This window comes from Chryseobacterium oranimense (assembly GCF_900129755.1).
Lineage (GTDB): Bacteria > Bacteroidota > Bacteroidia > Flavobacteriales > Weeksellaceae > Chryseobacterium > Chryseobacterium oranimense.
The window spans coordinates 17404-33637 of sequence record NZ_FQWT01000001.1; the positions used below are offsets into that span (position 1 = coordinate 17404).

Consider the following 16234-nt stretch of genomic DNA (forward strand, 5'->3'; position numbering starts at 1 on the left):
TGAAGATGGGGAATTGTTCATCCAAATTCAAAGTTTCTGTTTTTTGTTTTATTATTTTTTATTTTTTTCTGGAAGCTTAAGGCCTGAAGACTGGAGAAATCCTTACCTTCTATCTTTCATCTTTCTCTTCTCTGTCAGTCCAGTTTTTTATTCTCAACCTTTGTTGTTTTATCGATCTTAAATGCACGGATCGGGTTGTTATAATAAATAAATTTTGCTGTATTCTGAATATTTCCTTTTAGGGAATCTTTTACGTTAACTTCTGCATAGTTTCCGTTTTTAGAATCAATATTCAGGTTTTCTATTTTCCAGTAAGGAGCTATCAAACTTGCTGTATCAGAGATTTTTATCACTGCATTTTTGGTTTGTCCCAAGAAATTGGCCCGACTTCTGTTCTGCATCTCTACTTCTGCCCTTCTCGTGTTCACTGAACCCATAAAAGTAGCATAATTTTTTAAATTAAGCCTAAAATTATCGGTCTTAATTTCGCTAGAAATATTCATTTCTACAGAATCTGAAACAGCAACTTTTTCAAGATTATATTTTGAATAAATGGTAACATTATAGAAATCCACCCCTTTTGTTCCTCTTTTTTCTTTGATGAAAAGGGTTTTGTCATCAACGTCCACATCAAGATTGTTGGCAACGTTAGGATAGGTTTCTATTTCAACAAAATTCTTAGGTCCTCTGGCGTAAAATACACGGAACTTCCCTTCCAGGTCAAGATTGACGAATTCTGATACATCCACATCTTTCTTTTCAATATTTCCCTTTGGAGAAACTTTCCCACAGGAAACTACTGCCATCAGCATCAATGTGCATACAACTTTTTTCATATTTAATTTTAAATATTCTATATTACAATCGCAATGATTTTCACTGAAAACCTCTGAAAGCTTTTTTCTATGTCTCTTACAGGACTTTCAATATTATTTTGAACAAAAATAGGATTAAAATTTCTAAAAAACTTTGTCTTTTGACAATAAAATACCTGATAATTTTCAATTTTTTGCTTTTCAGGAAAGACTATTTCTTATTCTACTTTTCTTTTATTTTCTTATAAAACCAAGTTTTAGGACTGCCAGCCATTGAAAATAAAAGCAGATAATTTTTACTTACGTCAGAAATCTTCATTGGAGTAACATTTTCATCATCATTATACTTCATTTTTAATAGATTATTTTCTATCTGATAAGTTCCTCTGTTTCCCATCGAACTGAAAGTTTTATCCTGATAAAAAGTAAGAATTCCTGTTCCGTATATGGAATTGTTTGTTTTGGTTTTCAAGGTATCTGTGTTATGCATTTCACCGTCATAAACATCAATAAATTCCCAGGAACCAGAAAGCTTGTTGGATGAACAGCAAGCCGTTAAAATCAAAAGAAGATAAAAAAGAATTGAATTAAGTTTGAACATTCAGGCTAAAAATTTTTATAAAAATACAAAAAAGCACCCTGTCTAGTCGTCAGAGTGCTTTTATTATTAAGATGAAGTTATTTATACTATCATTTAGCATTAAAACCACTAAATGTGCTAATTTTTACACCAATATCACAAGCACCAATAGTGTCGTTTGTGAAATATTCGTATCATTAGTCTAAACTATATCACTTCATCAATATTGTAATTCTTATGTTCCCTGTTGGTTCTGATGATCATTTCTCCCAAGAATCCTGCTATAAAAAGCAATGTTCCCATAATCATCATAGTCAGTGCAATATAAAACCACGGATTGTTCGTGATCAGGTGTCCATAAATCCCTCTTGCGACATCAATCAGTTTTGAAACTCCCAGCCAAAGTGCAGAAAGGAATCCTACAATAAACATTACCGTTCCCACAGCCCCGAAGAAATGCATAGGCCTTCCTCCGAATCTACTGACAAACCAAAGCGTTACGAGATCCAGGAAACCTCTGATGAATCTTTCGGTACCGAATTTTGAAGTTCCGTAAGGTCTTGCCTGATGCTGAACCTCTTTTTCGGTAATTCTTCTGAACCCGGCATTGGCTGCTAAAACAGGAATATAACGGTGCATGTCTCCATACACGTCGATGGATTTTACCACCTGCTTTTTGTAAGCTTTAAGGCCGCAGTTAAAGTCATGAAGGTAAACGCCTGAAACTTTTCTTGCCGCTGCATTGAAGAGTTTCGACGGAACATTTTTCGTCATTACGTTGTCAAAACGTTTCTTTTTCCAGCCTGAAACGATATCATAATTATCTTCCGTAACCATTTTATAAAGTTCAGGAATTTCTTCCGGAAAATCCTGTAAATCAGCATCCATGGTAATCACTACTTCACCGTTTGTTCTTTCGAAAGCGGCATGAAGGGCTTGTGATTTTCCATAGTTTCTGGAAAATTTGATGGCGTGGATCTGAGGGTGCTGAACCTTCAGATTTTCGATGATGCTCCACGACAAATCTGTACTTCCGTCATCTACAAACCAGATTTCATAGGACAGATTGTTGGAATAACACACATTGTCAATCCTTGAAAAAAGCTGTTCCAAAGAGTCTTCTTCGTTTAATAACGGAATAACTATAGATAAATTCATTTAATTTTAATAAAATTATTCTTGGTTTTCTGTTTCCTGGTACACTGTTCTTGTTCTGAAAAATGCTCCAAAAAACACTGACAAAACTACGTAAAATATAAGAATTGCTGCAAAATATCCTGAAAAATGACTTGCCGTAAGCATATCTTTTCCTTTAATAGCTTCAGGAGAAAAACTTGGCAGTCTTTCTTTGTACTTTTTGTTTAATTCATCAATATCTTTCTGATGCTTCAAAATCTTTCTTGCAGACTGATATTCAGTATCCAGTTCTGTTTTCTGTCTTTGTACATATTGGTAGTTCAGCAATTTTTTGGCATCCGTATCCACGAAATTAAGAAAAGCATAAATACTGAAGATGGAAAGAATTCCCCCGATGAACATCGGAATGAATGCTCTTGAAAACGCATCTTTAAAAGTTACCACCCTGTTTTTGTTCCAGAAAGATTTCACGGACCAAAAGGCTGTTCCTGCATACAGAACCGGAAGAACGAATGCGTTGATTTTCAAAGAGGTATCAAAGTAATTGATTCCGGAGAAAAAGTAATAGGCTACAAAAAAAATGATCATTGTAGCGATAAAAAGTAAAATTCCTAATGTTGATGGACTTTTCGTCATGTTTAATTTTTTAGAAAAAATGTGAAAAATTATTGCTCTAAATTCCAGCCGTTTAGCTTTATTACAGCTTTTTTTCGACTAATTTTCTCTAATTATGTTTTGAAGTTTATAAAATATTCTTACCTTTGCAACGGCAAGTCCTAAACAACCAGCTCCTGAGAATCCTCCAGGGTGGGAACACAGCAAAGGTAATTGGTCGTAGCGGTGTGATTTAGGTAGCTTGCCATTTTTTTTGGTTTAAGTTGAAGTAAGGTAATTGGAAAATTATCTTTTTTTGTTTCCATACTTTTCAGCATTTCCATTCTAATTTTCAAATTACCTTTCATCGTTATTTAAAATTCAAACTCCTCTCCCAGTTTCGGAAGAACAAGTTCTACATTTTTATCTGCAAAATGCTTTAATGCACTTTCATGGTTGATTTCAATAGCAGGAAAGATATCAAAGTGACAACCGATTACCTTCGGAGTTTTCAATAATTCTGCTGCTGCAAAAGATGCTTTTCTCGGGCACATAGTGTAGTGGCCTCCGATAGGAAGGATAGAAAGGTCTATATTTCCGAAAAGTCTTGGGAAAAGCTCCATATCCGCCATTACGCCGGTATCTCCTGCCATATAGATGTTCTTCCCTTCAGGGAGTCTGAAAATATAACCTACAGGAACGCCTCCATAGCTTCCATCCGGGAACGAACTTGTATGATGAGCCGGTACCATTGAAATTTTAAGATCGTCGATTTTTGCTGATCCTCCTAAGTTCACATCATTTTTATTTTTAGCTGTTTTGAAATATCTGCAAACCTCAGGAACACCAATGACTACAGCTTCCGGATGATGCTGTAATACTTCTTCCACATCGGCAGTATGATCGCCATGGGCGTGGGTAAGTAAGATATAATCTATTTTCTGAGCCGCTATATCAAAGCCGGATTCCGCTTTTTTGTAATTGTAAAAAGGATCACTTAAAATTGTTTTGTCTTTGTAAGTAAACAAAAAACAGTTTTGTCCTAAAAATTGTATTTTCATTTTTAAATTTTTATATCGTTAACAATAAAAATAATATTGAATAATGCTTAACTAATGTAAGATCATTGCTTATTTTGCAGGAAATTTATCTTCAATTAAATTCAGTTTGATTCCATGTTCAAGATAAGCCTTACAACCGTCTAAAACTGTTGTAAAACCACCTGTATTATCATTAATTATCTTTAAAAGATCTTCTCCAGTCTGGCTGAATCCATAGCTTTTAATGATAACCAAAGTTCCTTTCTCCATCGCTGTGAATTCATAATCCGCATTTACTGCAGGATCACCCCACTCTGTTTTTATCAGTCGATTAGGAATGATCTCATGCACAAATACATCCGATTTTACGTTGTACATTTCCCATTCCCAGGTAATGGTTTTACCCTTCTCTAGTTTCCCGGTAGATTTTGTAAACCAGAATTTGGTGGTTATTTCAGGGTTTATGAATGCTTCAAAAACATCTTCAACCGGTTTCCTGATAAGCATCTGTGCCTGAACATAAATATCTGAACTCATAATCGTGATAATTTATTTAAAGAAATTAAGTCCTATCGCTGTAAGAACAGCCATTGTAAAAGTAAGTATACCCACTTGTTTCAAAAATGGATCCAGATCTTTAGGCTCTTTTACAGACATGATATTTCTTCTGAGCTTGGAAAATGGAATCAGTAAGATCATTACGATGAAAACATAGTAATTCTGAGACTGTATAAATCCATTTAATCCTAAAAATATAAGGATTAAGATCAAAGGAAGCTGCAAAAGGATCATTTCATAGATCATTGCATTTTTGAAACCAATCCTGAGCGCAAAGCTGTTTTTCCCGGATAGTCTGTCGCTTTCTATATCTCTCATATTGTTAAGATTGAGAACTGCCATGCTCATCATTCCTACTGCAGTTCCCGGTAATAACATATCCCAGCTGAACGTTTTTGTGAACAGGAAATAGCTTCCACAAACCGAAACCAAACCGAAAAAGATAAATACGAAAAGATCGCCCAATCCCATATATCCATATGGTTTTTTTCCAACCGTATAACCAATTGCCGCTAAAATACAAGCTACTCCCAGCCCTATGAAAATATAAAATACATTCATATAATCCGGGATGAAGGCCACATACAACAAGGCAAGTGTTGCAATAAATGACAGAACAGAAAAAATAATCACCGCATTTTTCATTTGTTTTGCCGTAATTTTTCCTGAGGCTACTGCCCTGGATTCTGCTTCATTGATCCTTTTGGCATCTGTACCCTTTACGCCATCTCCATAGTCATTGGCATAGTTTGATAAAACCTGGTATAGAAGTGTTACCAGAAGTGCCAGAGCAAAAATTTTCCAATCCCATATTCCACCTTCACCATAAAGTCTCCATTTTGCGATGAAGGCTCCCATAATAATTCCGCTTAAGGAAAGCGGTAAAGTTCTTAGCCTTGCGGCTTTTATCCAATCTGACATAGTTTATAAGTAATGGGCAATCAGTAATAAGTAATAGGGAAATTATTTATTACTGATTACCAATGTTTAAGATATCCACTGATTTTCTCCGAAGTCCGGTTTTCTTTTTTCAAGGAATGCATTTCTTCCTTCCTGAGCTTCTTCCGTCATATAAGCCAAACGGGTTGCTTCTCCGGCAAATACCTGCTGACCAACCATTCCGTCATCTGTAAGGTTCATGGCAAATTTCAGCATTCTGATGGAAGTCGGGGATTTTGCCAATATTTCCTGTGCCCATTCGTAGGCGGTATCTTCCAATTCTGCATGTGGAATTACAGCATTCACCATTCCCATGTCCAAAGCCTCCTGAGCAGAATAATTTCTTCCTAAAAAGAATATTTCACGGGCTTTTTTCTGCCCCACCATTTTAGCAAGATAGGCAGATCCATATCCACCGTCAAAGCTTGTAACATCAGCATCAGTCTGCTTGAAAATAGCGTGCTCTTTACTCGCTAAAGTAAGATCACAAACCACATGAAGTGAATGTCCGCCGCCAACAGCCCATCCCGGAACAACCGCAATAACAACTTTTGGCATAAAACGGATCAGACGCTGCACTTCAAGAATATTCAGGCGGTGTCTTCCGTCTTCCCCTACATAACCCTGATGACCTCTTGCTTTCTGGTCTCCTCCGCTGCAGAAAGCCCAGCCTCCGTCTTTGGCACTTGGTCCTTCTCCTGAAAGCAGAACAACTCCTATTGAGGAGTCTTCATAAGCATCATAAAAAGCATCATACAGTTCTGAAGTTGTTTTAGGTCTGAAGGCATTTCTCACTTCCGGTCTGTTGAAAGCAATTCTTGCTACCCCGTTACATTTTTTATAGGTAATATCTTCGTATTCTTTGGCGGTTTTCCACTCAATCATCTTGTAAAATTTTTCTCAAAGATACGGAATTGCAGAGAATTTTTAGGGTGAAATTTCAGGATAATGAAGGTAAAAAACAGGGCTATATTCCAGATTAAAAAAATAATAAAACCGGAACAGTTATGCTCCGGTTTTATTTATTATTCAGCTAAGAAATTATTATTTTGCTTTTGCTTTAAGCTCAGCTTCCTTAGCTTTCAGATCTTTAAGCTTATCCATGTTTTTTGTTACCACATAGATCTCTTTCAATGCAGTAAGTGCATCAAGGTTTTCAGGAGCAGCTTTGTACCATCCTTCAGCATATGGAAGTGCTTTTGCAAATCTTTCTCTTCTTGCATCGATCAGTTTGGTTGCTTCATCCGGCTTGTCTTTTCTTAATGCGTTGATTTGTTCTACCACTTTTGAATCGTCGCCAACTACCGTATATACAAGGTTCTGATATGCATTATCAAAATCCGGTTTGATTTCAATTGCTTTTTTGAATGAAGCTACTGCATCTTCTACCGTAGCAGGATTCTTAGACTGCATTACTCCAAGATTATACCAGTTGGTAGCATCGTTAGGGTTTTTAGCAAGCTGTTCTTTAAGAGTCCCAATGAATTTATCCGTATTTCCGGATTCGAAATAGGCAGTTCCCTGAGCATCTTTAAGTTTAGCATTATTCGGAAACTTTGCCAATCCTTTATCAATGATAGCCAGTGCTTCATTAGATTTCTTTGCATTAAGAAGCAAAGTCGTTAATGTTTCATACAGTTCCGGTTCTACACTTGGTGTCTGTTCTGTTTTAAAGTCTGAATAGTCAGAGTTCTTTTTCATCAGATCCCAGGTAGCTTTATCCAGATTCATTACCTGGCCGGACTTTTTATCTTTTGCAGTATAAGTTGTCTGAACACCTGTGAAACCAGAATTAACAAGATCCGTATATATTTTGATGGATTCATCTGTATTGTTTGCCAAAGCATAGCTTAACCCTGCATAATACATATAAATCTTATCATCCTGCCCGTTTGTCTTCAATAAGTTATAAACTTCTACAAACTTAGGAGCAGCAGCGGAATAATTTTTTGCATTATATGCATCCATTGCAGCTTTGTTCGCTTCCTGTAATTTGGCATTCACATCATTCTTCTGACCGAACACGAAAGCAGAAGCTACGATGGCTATACCTAAAATGAGTTTCTTCATAATAACTATATTATATTAATTGTACTTTTTATTCTTCAGAATCAGAATTCTCATTTTCCTCAGCTTGATTTTCTTTTTCAGCTTCTGGTTGTGTACTGTTTTCCTGGTTATCGGTTACAATTCCTGTTCCTTCTTCATTTTCTTCAACATCAACCTCTACCTCTTTATCCATTTCTACTTTTGCAATAGCTGCAATTTCGTCATTTTTCTTGAGATTGATCATTCTTACTCCCTGGGTATTTCTTCCCATCACTCTCATTTCATCCATATTCATTCTGATGGCAACTCCGGACTTATTGATAATCATCAATCCGTCGTCGTCTGTCACATTCTGAATAGCGATCAGATTTCCTGTTTTTTCGGTAATGTTCAGGGTAATAACTCCTTTCCCTCCTCTGTTGGTAATTCTGTAGTCTTCTACAGCAGTTCTTTTACCGTATCCTTTTTCGGAAACGACAAGAACTGTTTCTTTTTCTACATCATTCACAACAATCATACCAATTGCCTCATCATCATCATCCATGGTGATACCACGTACACCGATCGATCCTCTACCTACTTCTCTAACTTTTTCTTCAGGGAAACGGATACATTTACCATTTTTGGTCGCAATCATGATCTGAGAATTTCCGTTGGTCAGGTATGCACCCAATAACTGGTCATTATCTCTGATTTCGATAGCATTAACCCCATTCACCCTTGGTCTTGAGTAAGCTTCAAGAGATGTTTTCTTGATCGTCCCGTTCTTGGTAACCATCACAACACTCATCTGGTTTACGTATTCGGCATCTTTCAGGTTGTTGGTTCTGATGTAAGCTTTGATCTTATCATCCTGCTCAATATTGATAAGGTTTTGTACGGCTCTTCCTTTGGATGTTTTTGAACCTTCCGGAATTTCGAATACCCTTAACCAATAACATCTTCCTTTTTCCGTGAAGAATAACATATACTGGTGGTTGGTCGCAGAAACAATATATTCAAGGAAGTCTTCGTCCCTTGTAGTTGCTGCCCTGTTCCCTACACCTCCTCTGCTCTGAATTTTGTATTCGGAAAGGGATGTTCTCTTCACATATCCTGCGTGTGAAATCGTAAGAACTACTGCTTCATTCGGGATGATATCCTCAATAGACATTTCTCCTCCTGAATAGTCAATGGCAGTTCTTCTTTCGTCACCATATTTTTCTTTGATTTCAAGCAATTCTTCTTTGATGATCTCGAATCTTCTCGGCTCGTTGGCCAAAATATCTTCCAAGTTCATAATCTCTTTCATAATCGCATCATATTCGTCACGGATCTTGTCAAGCTCCATTCCTGTAAGACGGGCCAGTCTAAGATCAAGAATCGCCTGAGCCTGGATTTCAGAAAGTTCAAATGCTTCGATCAAACCTTCTTTTGCAGCCTGAGGATTGGCACTGTGACGGATAATAGAAATAGCTCTGTCCAGAGCATCCTGAGTTCCGATTACTTTCATGAAACCTTCCAGGATGTGAGCTCTTTCTTTGGCTTTCTTAAGCTCGTACTGAGTTCTTCTCACGATCACTTCGTGTCTGTGCTCTACGAAATGGTGGATGATATCCTTCAAATTCAGCTGTTCCGGCCTTCCTTTGACCAATGCAATATTATTAACACTGAAAGAAGTCTGAAGGGCTGTATATTTATATAATAAGTTTAAGACCACATTCGGGATGGCATCATTTTTCAGTTCATAAACGACACGCAGACCATTTCTGTCCGATTCGTCTCTGATTTCATGAATACCAACAATTTTCTCATCTTTAACAAGTTCAGCGGTTCTGGCGATCATGTCGGCCTTATTCACCTGGTAAGGAACTTCAGTAACGATGATAGCATTTCTGTTTCCGATTTCCTCGAAATTCACTTTTGCTCTCAATACTACTCTTCCTCTTCCTGTGTGGAAAGCATCTCTTACACCATCATAACCATAGATAATACCTCCTGTAGGGAAATCCGGCGCTGTAATGTGGTGCATCAGCTCATCGATGGTAATTTCCCTATTGTCGATGTAAGCACATATAGCATCAATAGATTCTGAAAGGTTGTGCGGTGCCATATTGGTCGCCATACCTACTGCAATCCCGGAAGTGCCGTTTACCAGAAGGTTAGGAACTTTGGTAGGAAGTACTGTAGGTTCCTGTAAACTGTCGTCGAAGTTATTCTGAAAGTCAACGGTTTCTTTGTCCAGGTCAGAAAGTACCTCATCAGAGATTTTTTTAAGTCTTGCCTCGGTATAACGCATTGCTGCAGGCGGATCGCCATCCATTGAACCAAAGTTCCCCTGCCCGTCTACCTGGGGATAACGTAAGCTCCATTCCTGAGCCATTCTTACCATGGCATCGTATACTGAGGAGTCTCCATGTGGGTGGTATTTACCCAAAACATCCCCAACGATTCTTGCAGATTTCAAATATTTTCGATTAGAAAAAACCCCTAATCCGTACATACCATAAAGTACTCTTCTATGAACGGGTTTCAGGCCGTCTCTTACATCCGGTAACGCTCTTGAAACGATAACCGACATCGAATAATCGATATAAGACGATTTCATTTCATCAACAATGTTGATAGGAATCAGTCTTTCTCCTTCTTTTTGCATAAACAAATTTTATTATAATGACAGTCAGACCTTTAGCTGTGCGTCTGAAAATAATTTATTTCCAATTTTTATTAACGGGCTAATTTACGAATTTTTTACCGATTTTTGTGGTAGAATTTATCCAAAAAATCTTAAAAATTCATAAAATATGAGCTTATTGAGTATAACTTTCCACTGTACGAAAAACAATATAGAAGAATGGGAAAATTATATCGACGAAACACTGGTTCTGATGGCAGAAAACCTGATGGACGTCAATAAATATATTCTTTCTGAAGTACACAGTGATTATATTGATGAAGGTAAGAATTACAATCTTCTCCTGATGTTTGATAATGATGATCTCAGGGATGATTTTATTAAAAGTGAAATGCTGAATATTTCGGAAAGGGTTGAGAAAAAGTTCGGGACCGATGTAATGATCTTCAATACATTCCTTAATCCTAAAAAATCGAGATTTTAGATATCAATCAAAAGCCCTGAAAAAATCAGGGCTTTTTTATTTTTCTCAATCTCTGTGATGTTTGTGTCCTTTGTTTTTATGATGATGACCTTTGTTGTCATAATCATAATAATACACTCTTTTTTTAACCTGTCCGGGTGCGTAGTATCTTGCGCTTCCACCATATACCTTTTTAGCATGTCCCGGCGGCAGCCTCCTTGCGTGATGATCATGCACCACACATGAAGTCATCATTAACATAACGGTTATTACCCCGACAACTTTAATTAAACCTTTCATATTTTCCACTTTTTCAAATTTCAGTAAAGCAATAACAAGGTTAATGCCAAAGTAGGTTATGAGAATTTTTATATTGGAAAGCCAAGAGATCTGAAGAGCATTTGAATTTGGGGAATTTCTTAAAGCACCTGGTGTTTAATGTTAAGATTATCCTTTACTTAACCTACAATTTCGCTTCGTTTTTCAAACAGGATCACATCCTTCCATTGTCCGTTAAGTTTTCCAATTTTCTTTCTGACTCCCACAGTTCTGAACCCATTTTTCTGGTGAAATTTTATCGAAGCTTCATTTTCGGGAAATATACTGGCCTGAAGTGTCCAGAAACCATGGCTTTCGCTGTCAAGGATCATCTTTTTTAACAGGACCGATCCTAAACCCTTCCCCTGATACCCGTTGTCAAAATAAATGCTTACTTCAGCAACTCCTTTGTAACATTCTCTTTTGCTTACCGGCTTCAAGGCACACCAACCTACTACTTCATTGTTTTCGTTTTCCAGCACCCAGCGGCAGTCGTTGAAATAATCCATGTTCCATGCTTCGGCCGTAGGAACTTCTGTTTCAAAAGTGGACATTCCCCCGTCCAAGCCCTGCTTATATATTTCCAGCACTCTTTTTTCATCACTGGAAAGCATTTCTCTTAATTCGTAATTCATACTTTTATTTAATGGTATTTTCTTTTATTTTTTCTTTTGATTCTTGTATAATGAGTCTGCTTTTCAGTTTCGTCTTCTGAAATAACGCTGATATTCCCGTCTACTTCAAGGATAGAAAGCTTTACATCTTTTATTTTCTCCACTCCGTGCTCTCTTATGGCTTCTTCCAGTTCATCCCGGGTAATCTTCACCCTGTTCAGCGCGGTCTGATCTATCTTCCCATCCCTAATCAGAATGACAGGATCTTCTTCCATAAAACTTTCAAATTTACGGTTGGAAAACATCAGTCTTTTCAGAATAAAGTTGGCTGCAAACAGAACAAGTGCAGCAATAAGTCCACCCTGAAGCGAGGTATCCTGTCCTACCATAGCATTCTGAACTGCATTGGAAATGAGCAGAAGCAATACCACATCTCCCGCATTGAGCTGAGAAAGCTGGTTTTTACCAAAAAGACGGATAGCAATTACCATAAAAAGGTAAACGCACAGGGAGCGTATAACAACATCAAGAATAGGATTCACAAATCATGTTTTAATGATCAAATGTATCGTTTTTTTTGATTGATTGAAATAAATCTTTGCATTTGGAAAAGAAAGTCTTGTCATGGGAAGCAGCAGTATGAGAAACTGAAAGCCTGCTTCAAAAATATTTAACCCTTATCATAAAAAAAGCTGCTAAAAAGCAGCTTTGATTTTAAGGACATTGAGAAATCTGAGCTTCGCTGCAGACTGTTCTGTTGAGTCTTTCACAGAATACACAATAAATTTTAGGTGATCCTCCATACACTGTTTTCAACTCGTTCTTGTTAAGTTTCTTTAAATTTTTCATATTGTTTTAATTTATGTCTGATAAATATAGAACGCTTTTTTAGATCATTTATTACAATTTAATACTCAAAGTTTTCATTATTTATAGAAACTTCAAAAAAGGATAAAAAATACTTCAACAGCTTATTTATTTATGATTAAATATTATTTATAATATATTATGTATCTTTAAATACACCAAAACCATAAAATAATATTGAAATGATCACACCAAAAGGAGCCCATATGGGGCAATTAGATCCGGCAAAAAAATCATTAATCTCTAATGGTCTTCTTTCCGGCCAGGATGATATCAGCAATTACAACAAAGGAGTATGCCATGATGTGGTAGCGTATGCCTTGTATATGCGAGGAGCCGCTATATCTCCGGATGAGCTTGTTCAGTTTAGAGCTCAGGGATGGCTTAATAAATTCAATTATTCTGCGGGAGACAAATGGAACGGTTATTCAGTTATCCCTAAAGGAAAAGCAATTGGTTTCTACAGAGTAAGGGATAAAACCTGGTTTCACTCTGCTATCACTACAGGAAACTGTTCAGAAATCAGATCGGTAAATGGCTTCTCACTGGGAACGGCATGGTCGGTTCCGGTAGATATGAAATGGGTTTTAGGCAAACCTAATGAAGATGGGACATTCAACTATGACGGGACAAAAATTGAAGTGTATATATCGCCTTTGTAGATTCTGAATTAAGCTATAGAAAAACCCCAGCCGGACTTTTGTCCGGCTGGGGTTTTATGTTATAAGAGTTATTGCCTCTTTTATTCCAGTTCCCGCTTCAGGAATTTTCCTGTTAAACTTTTCTTGGACTTTACAATTTCCTCAGGAGTTCCCTGCGCTACAATCTGTCCGCCATGTTTTCCTCCTTCAGGGCCGACATCAATGATATGGTCTGCCAACTTTATCACATCCATATTATGTTCAATAATGATGAATGAGTTTCCTAGCTCTACCAGTTGATTGATGGCATCCATCAGGATCTTTACATCTTCAAAATGTAATCCGGTGGTCGGTTCATCCAGAATGTAAAGGGTGTTTCCTGTTTGTCTTTTTGAAAGTTCTGTCGCCAGTTTGATACGTTGTGCTTCCCCTCCTGAAAGTGTGGTAGATTGTTGCCCAAGGGTAATATATCCCAATCCTACATCCTGAAGTGTTTTTACTTTAGCAAAAATTTTAGGGATCGGCTGGAAGAATTCTACGGCTTCATCAATCGTCATATCCAGTACATCGGAGATGGATTTTCCTTTGTAACGAACTTCAAGCGTTTCTCTGTTGAAGCGTTTTCCGTTGCAGGTTTCACAATGAACGTATACGTCAGGCAGAAAGTTCATTTCAATTACTTTCAATCCTCCTCCCTGGCAGGTCTCACATCTTCCGCCTTTTACATTGAACGAAAATCTTCCCGGCTTATAACCCCGGATTTTACTTTCAGGTAGTTCTGCAAACAGGTTTCTGATGTCTGTAAACATTCCCGTATAGGTTGCAGGGTTGGATCGGGGTGTTCTTCCGATTGGGGTCTGATCTACATCTACAATTTTATCAATATTCTCAAGACCTTCAATTTTTTTATACGGAAGAGGTTCCTGAACAGCTCTGTAAAAATGTTTGTTAAGGATCGGATACAAAGTTCCGTTAATGAGGGAAGATTTTCCGCTTCCTGAAATTCCGGTTACCACAACCAGTTTCCCCAATGGAATATCAAGGGTAACGTTTTTAAGATTGTTTCCTGTAGCTCCCTTTAGCAGAATGTTTTTACCATTCCCGGCTCTCCTTTTCTCAGGGACTTCTATTTTTCTTTCTCCATTAATGTACTGTGCCGTAATGGTATCTGCCTTTAAAAGATCTTTAGGTTTTCCCTGCCAGAGTATTTCCCCTCCGAATTTTCCGGCTCTCGGCCCGATATCCAGTACCTCATCGGCTTCCAGGATCATATCTTTGTCATGCTCTACGACAAGGACAGAATTTCCTATATCTCTGAGGTTTTTTAAGGAATTGATCAACCTCTCGTTATCTCTCTGGTGAAGTCCGATGCTCGGTTCATCCAGGATATACAATACATTGACAAGCTGCGACCCGATCTGCGTAGCAAGACGTATCCTCTGGGATTCACCGCCGGAAAGGGTTTTTGAGCTTCTGCTTAAACTCAGGTAATCCAAACCTACGTCCAGAAGGAACTGAAGCCTTGTTTCAATTTCTTTTAGGATTTCGTGAGCTATGATTTTGTGTTTTTCTGAAAATTTATCTTTGACATCTGATAACCACTCTTTCAGGTCAGATAAACTTAAAGCATTGATCTCGGCAATATTCTTTCCGTCTATTTTAAAACTTAAACTAGCTTGCTGAAGACGTGTCCCACCACATTCCGGACAGGTTTCCTCAGTGGTAAAATGCCTTTCCAGAAGCACTGCTTCATAAGATTCTTTCTCATCAATGATTTCTTCCATAAAGGCAATCAAACCATCGAAGCTTATTTTTATTTTCTTGGTAATCCCTGCATATTTCAGGTCTTTATTAAACTCTTTATGGCATCCGTTATAAATATAATCCAATGCTTCTTCCGGGATATCCTTCATGGGTGTTGCCATGCTCAATCCAAAAATCTCAAGAATATTTTTGATCTGGGACAGTATCCACTTATTGGATTTAATGTCTTCCAGAGGCAGCAATCCGCCCTGATTAATGGATAATTTAGGATTATCAATAAAATAGTCGGTGTTGATTTTCTTAATCGTTCCTAATCCTTTACATTCAGGACAGCTTCCTTTCGGAGAGTTGAAAGAGAATGTATTGGGTTCCGGAAGAGCAAGTGAATGTCCGGTTTCTGCATCCATCAGGTTTTTGGAGAAGTATTCTATGTCAGTACTTCCCAGCTTCTGAATTCCGATAATCCCTTCCCCCATTTCCATTGCAGTACGCAAGGATTTCTCCATTCTGGCTTCGGAGGCATTCTCCCCAATGATCCAGCGGTCGATTACAATATCGATATCGTGGGTTTTGTAACGGTCCAGTTTCAGGTCATATTCTATGTCCTGCAGCTCACCGTCAATTCTTGCCTGGCCATAGCCTTTTTTTGCCATCTGTACGAAAAGCTCGTGATAATGTCCTTTTCTGGAACGTACGACAGGAGCAAGAAGCATTATCTTTTCCCCTTTATAGTTTTCCTTAATGGTTTCCAGAATCTGGTCTTCGGTATAGCTTACCAATCTCTTCCCCGTAGAAAGGGAGTATGCATCAGAAACCCTTGCAAACAGCAAACGAAGAAAGTCATACAGTTCAGTAACGGTTCCTACGGTAGATCTGGGATTTTTATTGGTCGTTTTCTGCTCTATGGCAATTACAGGGGAAAGCCCTTCTATCTTGTCTACATCAGGACGCTCCAAACCGCCCAAAAACTGGCGTGCATAAGCCGAAAATGTTTCAATATAACGACGCTGTCCTTCTGCAAAGATGGTGTCAAAAGCCAGAGATGATTTTCCACTTCCGGAAAGTCCGGTAATGACCACCAACTCATTACGTGGGATCTTGACATTAATATTTTTTAGATTGTGTTCACGTGCTCCGTAAACTTCTATATATTCTGTTGATTTACTCATAATTTGGGGTGATTCTACATGAAAATCACAATGTGCAAAATTACGGAATTTTATGGAATTGTGTTAACCCGA

Annotated in this window: 17 protein-coding genes and 1 other RNA gene; 3 read left to right on the top strand and 15 right to left on the bottom strand. The window is 37.7% G+C overall.

Translation table 11 applies throughout. The annotated features are described in order from the left end of the window. Window positions 1-134: 134 nt before the first annotated feature. The 4 genes from BUB03_RS00095 to BUB03_RS00110 form a co-directional block, all read right to left on the bottom strand. Entirely contained in the window at window positions 135-836 is a 702-nt protein-coding gene (locus BUB03_RS00095) for a GIN domain-containing protein (RefSeq protein ID WP_040994937.1), read from the bottom strand. A gap of 202 nt (window positions 837-1038) precedes the next feature. Further along, window positions 1039-1416: a hypothetical protein gene (locus BUB03_RS00100; RefSeq protein WP_073059407.1), complete on the bottom strand. Its 378-nt coding sequence runs from the start codon at window positions 1414-1416 to the stop codon at window positions 1039-1041. 186 nt (window positions 1417-1602) lie between these two features. Next, window positions 1603-2553, bottom strand: a complete 951-nt coding sequence (locus tag BUB03_RS00105) for a glycosyltransferase family 2 protein (RefSeq protein ID WP_040994933.1) — start codon at window positions 2551-2553, stop codon at window positions 1603-1605. Window positions 2554-2568: 15 nt separating this feature from the next. Then, window positions 2569-3168, bottom strand: a complete 600-nt coding sequence (locus BUB03_RS00110) for a DUF4199 domain-containing protein (RefSeq protein ID WP_073059409.1) — start codon at window positions 3166-3168, stop codon at window positions 2569-2571. Between the two features lie 131 nt (window positions 3169-3299). Here BUB03_RS00110 and ffs point away from each other — a divergent pair. Further along, an RNA gene (gene ffs, locus BUB03_RS00115) (signal recognition particle sRNA small type) lies at window positions 3300-3397 on the top strand. 103 nt (window positions 3398-3500) lie between these two features. On the opposite strand, the gene BUB03_RS00120 is transcribed toward ffs, so the two are convergent. The 6 genes from BUB03_RS00120 to gyrA form a co-directional block, all read right to left on the bottom strand. Further along, the gene (locus BUB03_RS00120) at window positions 3501-4187 is read right to left on the bottom strand and encodes a metal-dependent hydrolase (protein ID WP_040994928.1); all 687 of its coding nucleotides are present in this window, start codon (window positions 4185-4187) and stop codon (window positions 3501-3503) included. A gap of 69 nt (window positions 4188-4256) precedes the next feature. Next, window positions 4257-4703, bottom strand: coding sequence for an SRPBCC family protein (locus BUB03_RS00125; RefSeq protein WP_073059410.1), 447 nt, complete (start codon window positions 4701-4703; stop codon window positions 4257-4259). 12 nt (window positions 4704-4715) lie between these two features. Further along, window positions 4716-5645 carry a 1,4-dihydroxy-2-naphthoate octaprenyltransferase gene (gene menA, locus BUB03_RS00130; RefSeq protein ID WP_073059412.1) on the bottom strand — a complete coding sequence of 310 codons (930 nt, stop codon included), beginning with the start codon at window positions 5643-5645 and terminating at the stop codon, window positions 4716-4718. A gap of 66 nt (window positions 5646-5711) precedes the next feature. After that, a complete protein-coding gene (locus tag BUB03_RS00135; protein ID WP_040994924.1) occupies window positions 5712-6548 on the bottom strand; it encodes a 1,4-dihydroxy-2-naphthoyl-CoA synthase in 837 nt (278 codons plus the stop codon). A 159-nt stretch (window positions 6549-6707) separates the two neighbouring features. Continuing rightward, the gene (locus tag BUB03_RS00140) at window positions 6708-7733 is read right to left on the bottom strand and encodes a tetratricopeptide repeat protein (protein ID WP_073059413.1); all 1026 of its coding nucleotides are present in this window, start codon (window positions 7731-7733) and stop codon (window positions 6708-6710) included. A 28-nt stretch (window positions 7734-7761) separates the two neighbouring features. After that, the gene (gene gyrA / locus BUB03_RS00145; RefSeq protein WP_040994920.1) at window positions 7762-10347 is read right to left on the bottom strand and encodes a DNA gyrase subunit A; all 2586 of its coding nucleotides are present in this window, start codon (window positions 10345-10347) and stop codon (window positions 7762-7764) included. A gap of 148 nt (window positions 10348-10495) precedes the next feature. On the opposite strand from gyrA, the gene BUB03_RS00150 reads away from it, so the two are divergent. After that, window positions 10496-10810: a DUF4286 family protein gene (locus BUB03_RS00150; RefSeq protein ID WP_040994917.1), complete on the top strand. Its 315-nt coding sequence runs from the start codon at window positions 10496-10498 to the stop codon at window positions 10808-10810. 45 nt (window positions 10811-10855) lie between these two features. Here the strand turns inward: BUB03_RS00150 and BUB03_RS00155 are convergent, their stop codons facing one another. The 4 genes from BUB03_RS00155 to BUB03_RS00170 form a co-directional block, all read right to left on the bottom strand. Next, a complete protein-coding gene (locus BUB03_RS00155; RefSeq protein ID WP_073059415.1) occupies window positions 10856-11089 on the bottom strand; it encodes a hypothetical protein in 234 nt (77 codons plus the stop codon). 158 nt (window positions 11090-11247) lie between these two features. Beyond that, window positions 11248-11742 (bottom strand): GNAT family N-acetyltransferase, encoded by a 495-nt coding sequence (locus tag BUB03_RS00160; protein ID WP_073059417.1) that lies wholly within the window; start codon window positions 11740-11742, stop codon window positions 11248-11250. A gap of 8 nt (window positions 11743-11750) precedes the next feature. Continuing rightward, complete coding sequence (locus BUB03_RS00165) at window positions 11751-12263, bottom strand: DUF421 domain-containing protein (protein WP_040994914.1); 513 nt, start codon at window positions 12261-12263, stop codon at window positions 11751-11753. Window positions 12264-12435: 172 nt separating this feature from the next. Then, entirely contained in the window at window positions 12436-12570 is a 135-nt protein-coding gene (locus BUB03_RS00170; protein ID WP_073059419.1) for a bacteriocin-like protein, read from the bottom strand. 200 nt (window positions 12571-12770) lie between these two features. Between BUB03_RS00170 and BUB03_RS00175 the strand changes: the two genes are divergently transcribed. After that, the gene (locus BUB03_RS00175) at window positions 12771-13250 is read left to right on the top strand and encodes a hypothetical protein (protein WP_042279033.1); all 480 of its coding nucleotides are present in this window, start codon (window positions 12771-12773) and stop codon (window positions 13248-13250) included. A gap of 80 nt (window positions 13251-13330) precedes the next feature. Here BUB03_RS00175 and uvrA read toward each other — a convergent pair whose 3' ends face one another. Next, complete coding sequence (uvrA, locus tag BUB03_RS00180) at window positions 13331-16162, bottom strand: excinuclease ABC subunit UvrA (RefSeq protein WP_073059421.1); 2832 nt, start codon at window positions 16160-16162, stop codon at window positions 13331-13333. Window positions 16163-16234 lie beyond the last annotated feature (72 nt).

Bases quoted from the DNA above. Each gene is read 5' to 3' on its own strand.
- BUB03_RS00105 (WP_040994933.1), bottom strand. From the start codon at position 2,553: ATGAATTTATCTATAGTTATTCCGTTATTAAACGAAGAAGACTCTTTG.
- BUB03_RS00175 (WP_042279033.1), top strand. From the start codon at position 12,771: ATGATCACACCAAAAGGAGCCCATATGGGGCAATTAGATCCGGCAAAA.
- BUB03_RS00155 (WP_073059415.1), bottom strand. From the start codon at position 11,089: ATGAAAGGTTTAATTAAAGTTGTCGGGGTAATAACCGTTATGTTAATG.
- menA (WP_073059412.1), bottom strand. From the start codon at position 5,645: ATGTCAGATTGGATAAAAGCCGCAAGGCTAAGAACTTTACCGCTTTCC.
- BUB03_RS00120 (WP_040994928.1), bottom strand. From the start codon at position 4,187: ATGAAAATACAATTTTTAGGACAAAACTGTTTTTTGTTTACTTACAAA.
- BUB03_RS00125 (WP_073059410.1), bottom strand. From the start codon at position 4,703: ATGAGTTCAGATATTTATGTTCAGGCACAGATGCTTATCAGGAAACCG.
- BUB03_RS00150 (WP_040994917.1), top strand. From the start codon at position 10,496: ATGAGCTTATTGAGTATAACTTTCCACTGTACGAAAAACAATATAGAA.
- BUB03_RS00170 (WP_073059419.1), bottom strand. From the start codon at position 12,570: ATGAAAAATTTAAAGAAACTTAACAAGAACGAGTTGAAAACAGTGTAT.
- BUB03_RS00135 (WP_040994924.1), bottom strand. From the start codon at position 6,548: ATGATTGAGTGGAAAACCGCCAAAGAATACGAAGATATTACCTATAAA.
- gyrA (WP_040994920.1), bottom strand. From the start codon at position 10,347: ATGCAAAAAGAAGGAGAAAGACTGATTCCTATCAACATTGTTGATGAA.
- BUB03_RS00160 (WP_073059417.1), bottom strand. From the start codon at position 11,742: ATGAATTACGAATTAAGAGAAATGCTTTCCAGTGATGAAAAAAGAGTG.
- uvrA (WP_073059421.1), bottom strand. From the start codon at position 16,162: ATGAGTAAATCAACAGAATATATAGAAGTTTACGGAGCACGTGAACAC.
- BUB03_RS00095 (WP_040994937.1), bottom strand. From the start codon at position 836: ATGAAAAAAGTTGTATGCACATTGATGCTGATGGCAGTAGTTTCCTGT.
- BUB03_RS00110 (WP_073059409.1), bottom strand. From the start codon at position 3,168: ATGACGAAAAGTCCATCAACATTAGGAATTTTACTTTTTATCGCTACA.
- BUB03_RS00140 (WP_073059413.1), bottom strand. From the start codon at position 7,733: ATGAAGAAACTCATTTTAGGTATAGCCATCGTAGCTTCTGCTTTCGTG.
- BUB03_RS00100 (WP_073059407.1), bottom strand. From the start codon at position 1,416: ATGTTCAAACTTAATTCAATTCTTTTTTATCTTCTTTTGATTTTAACG.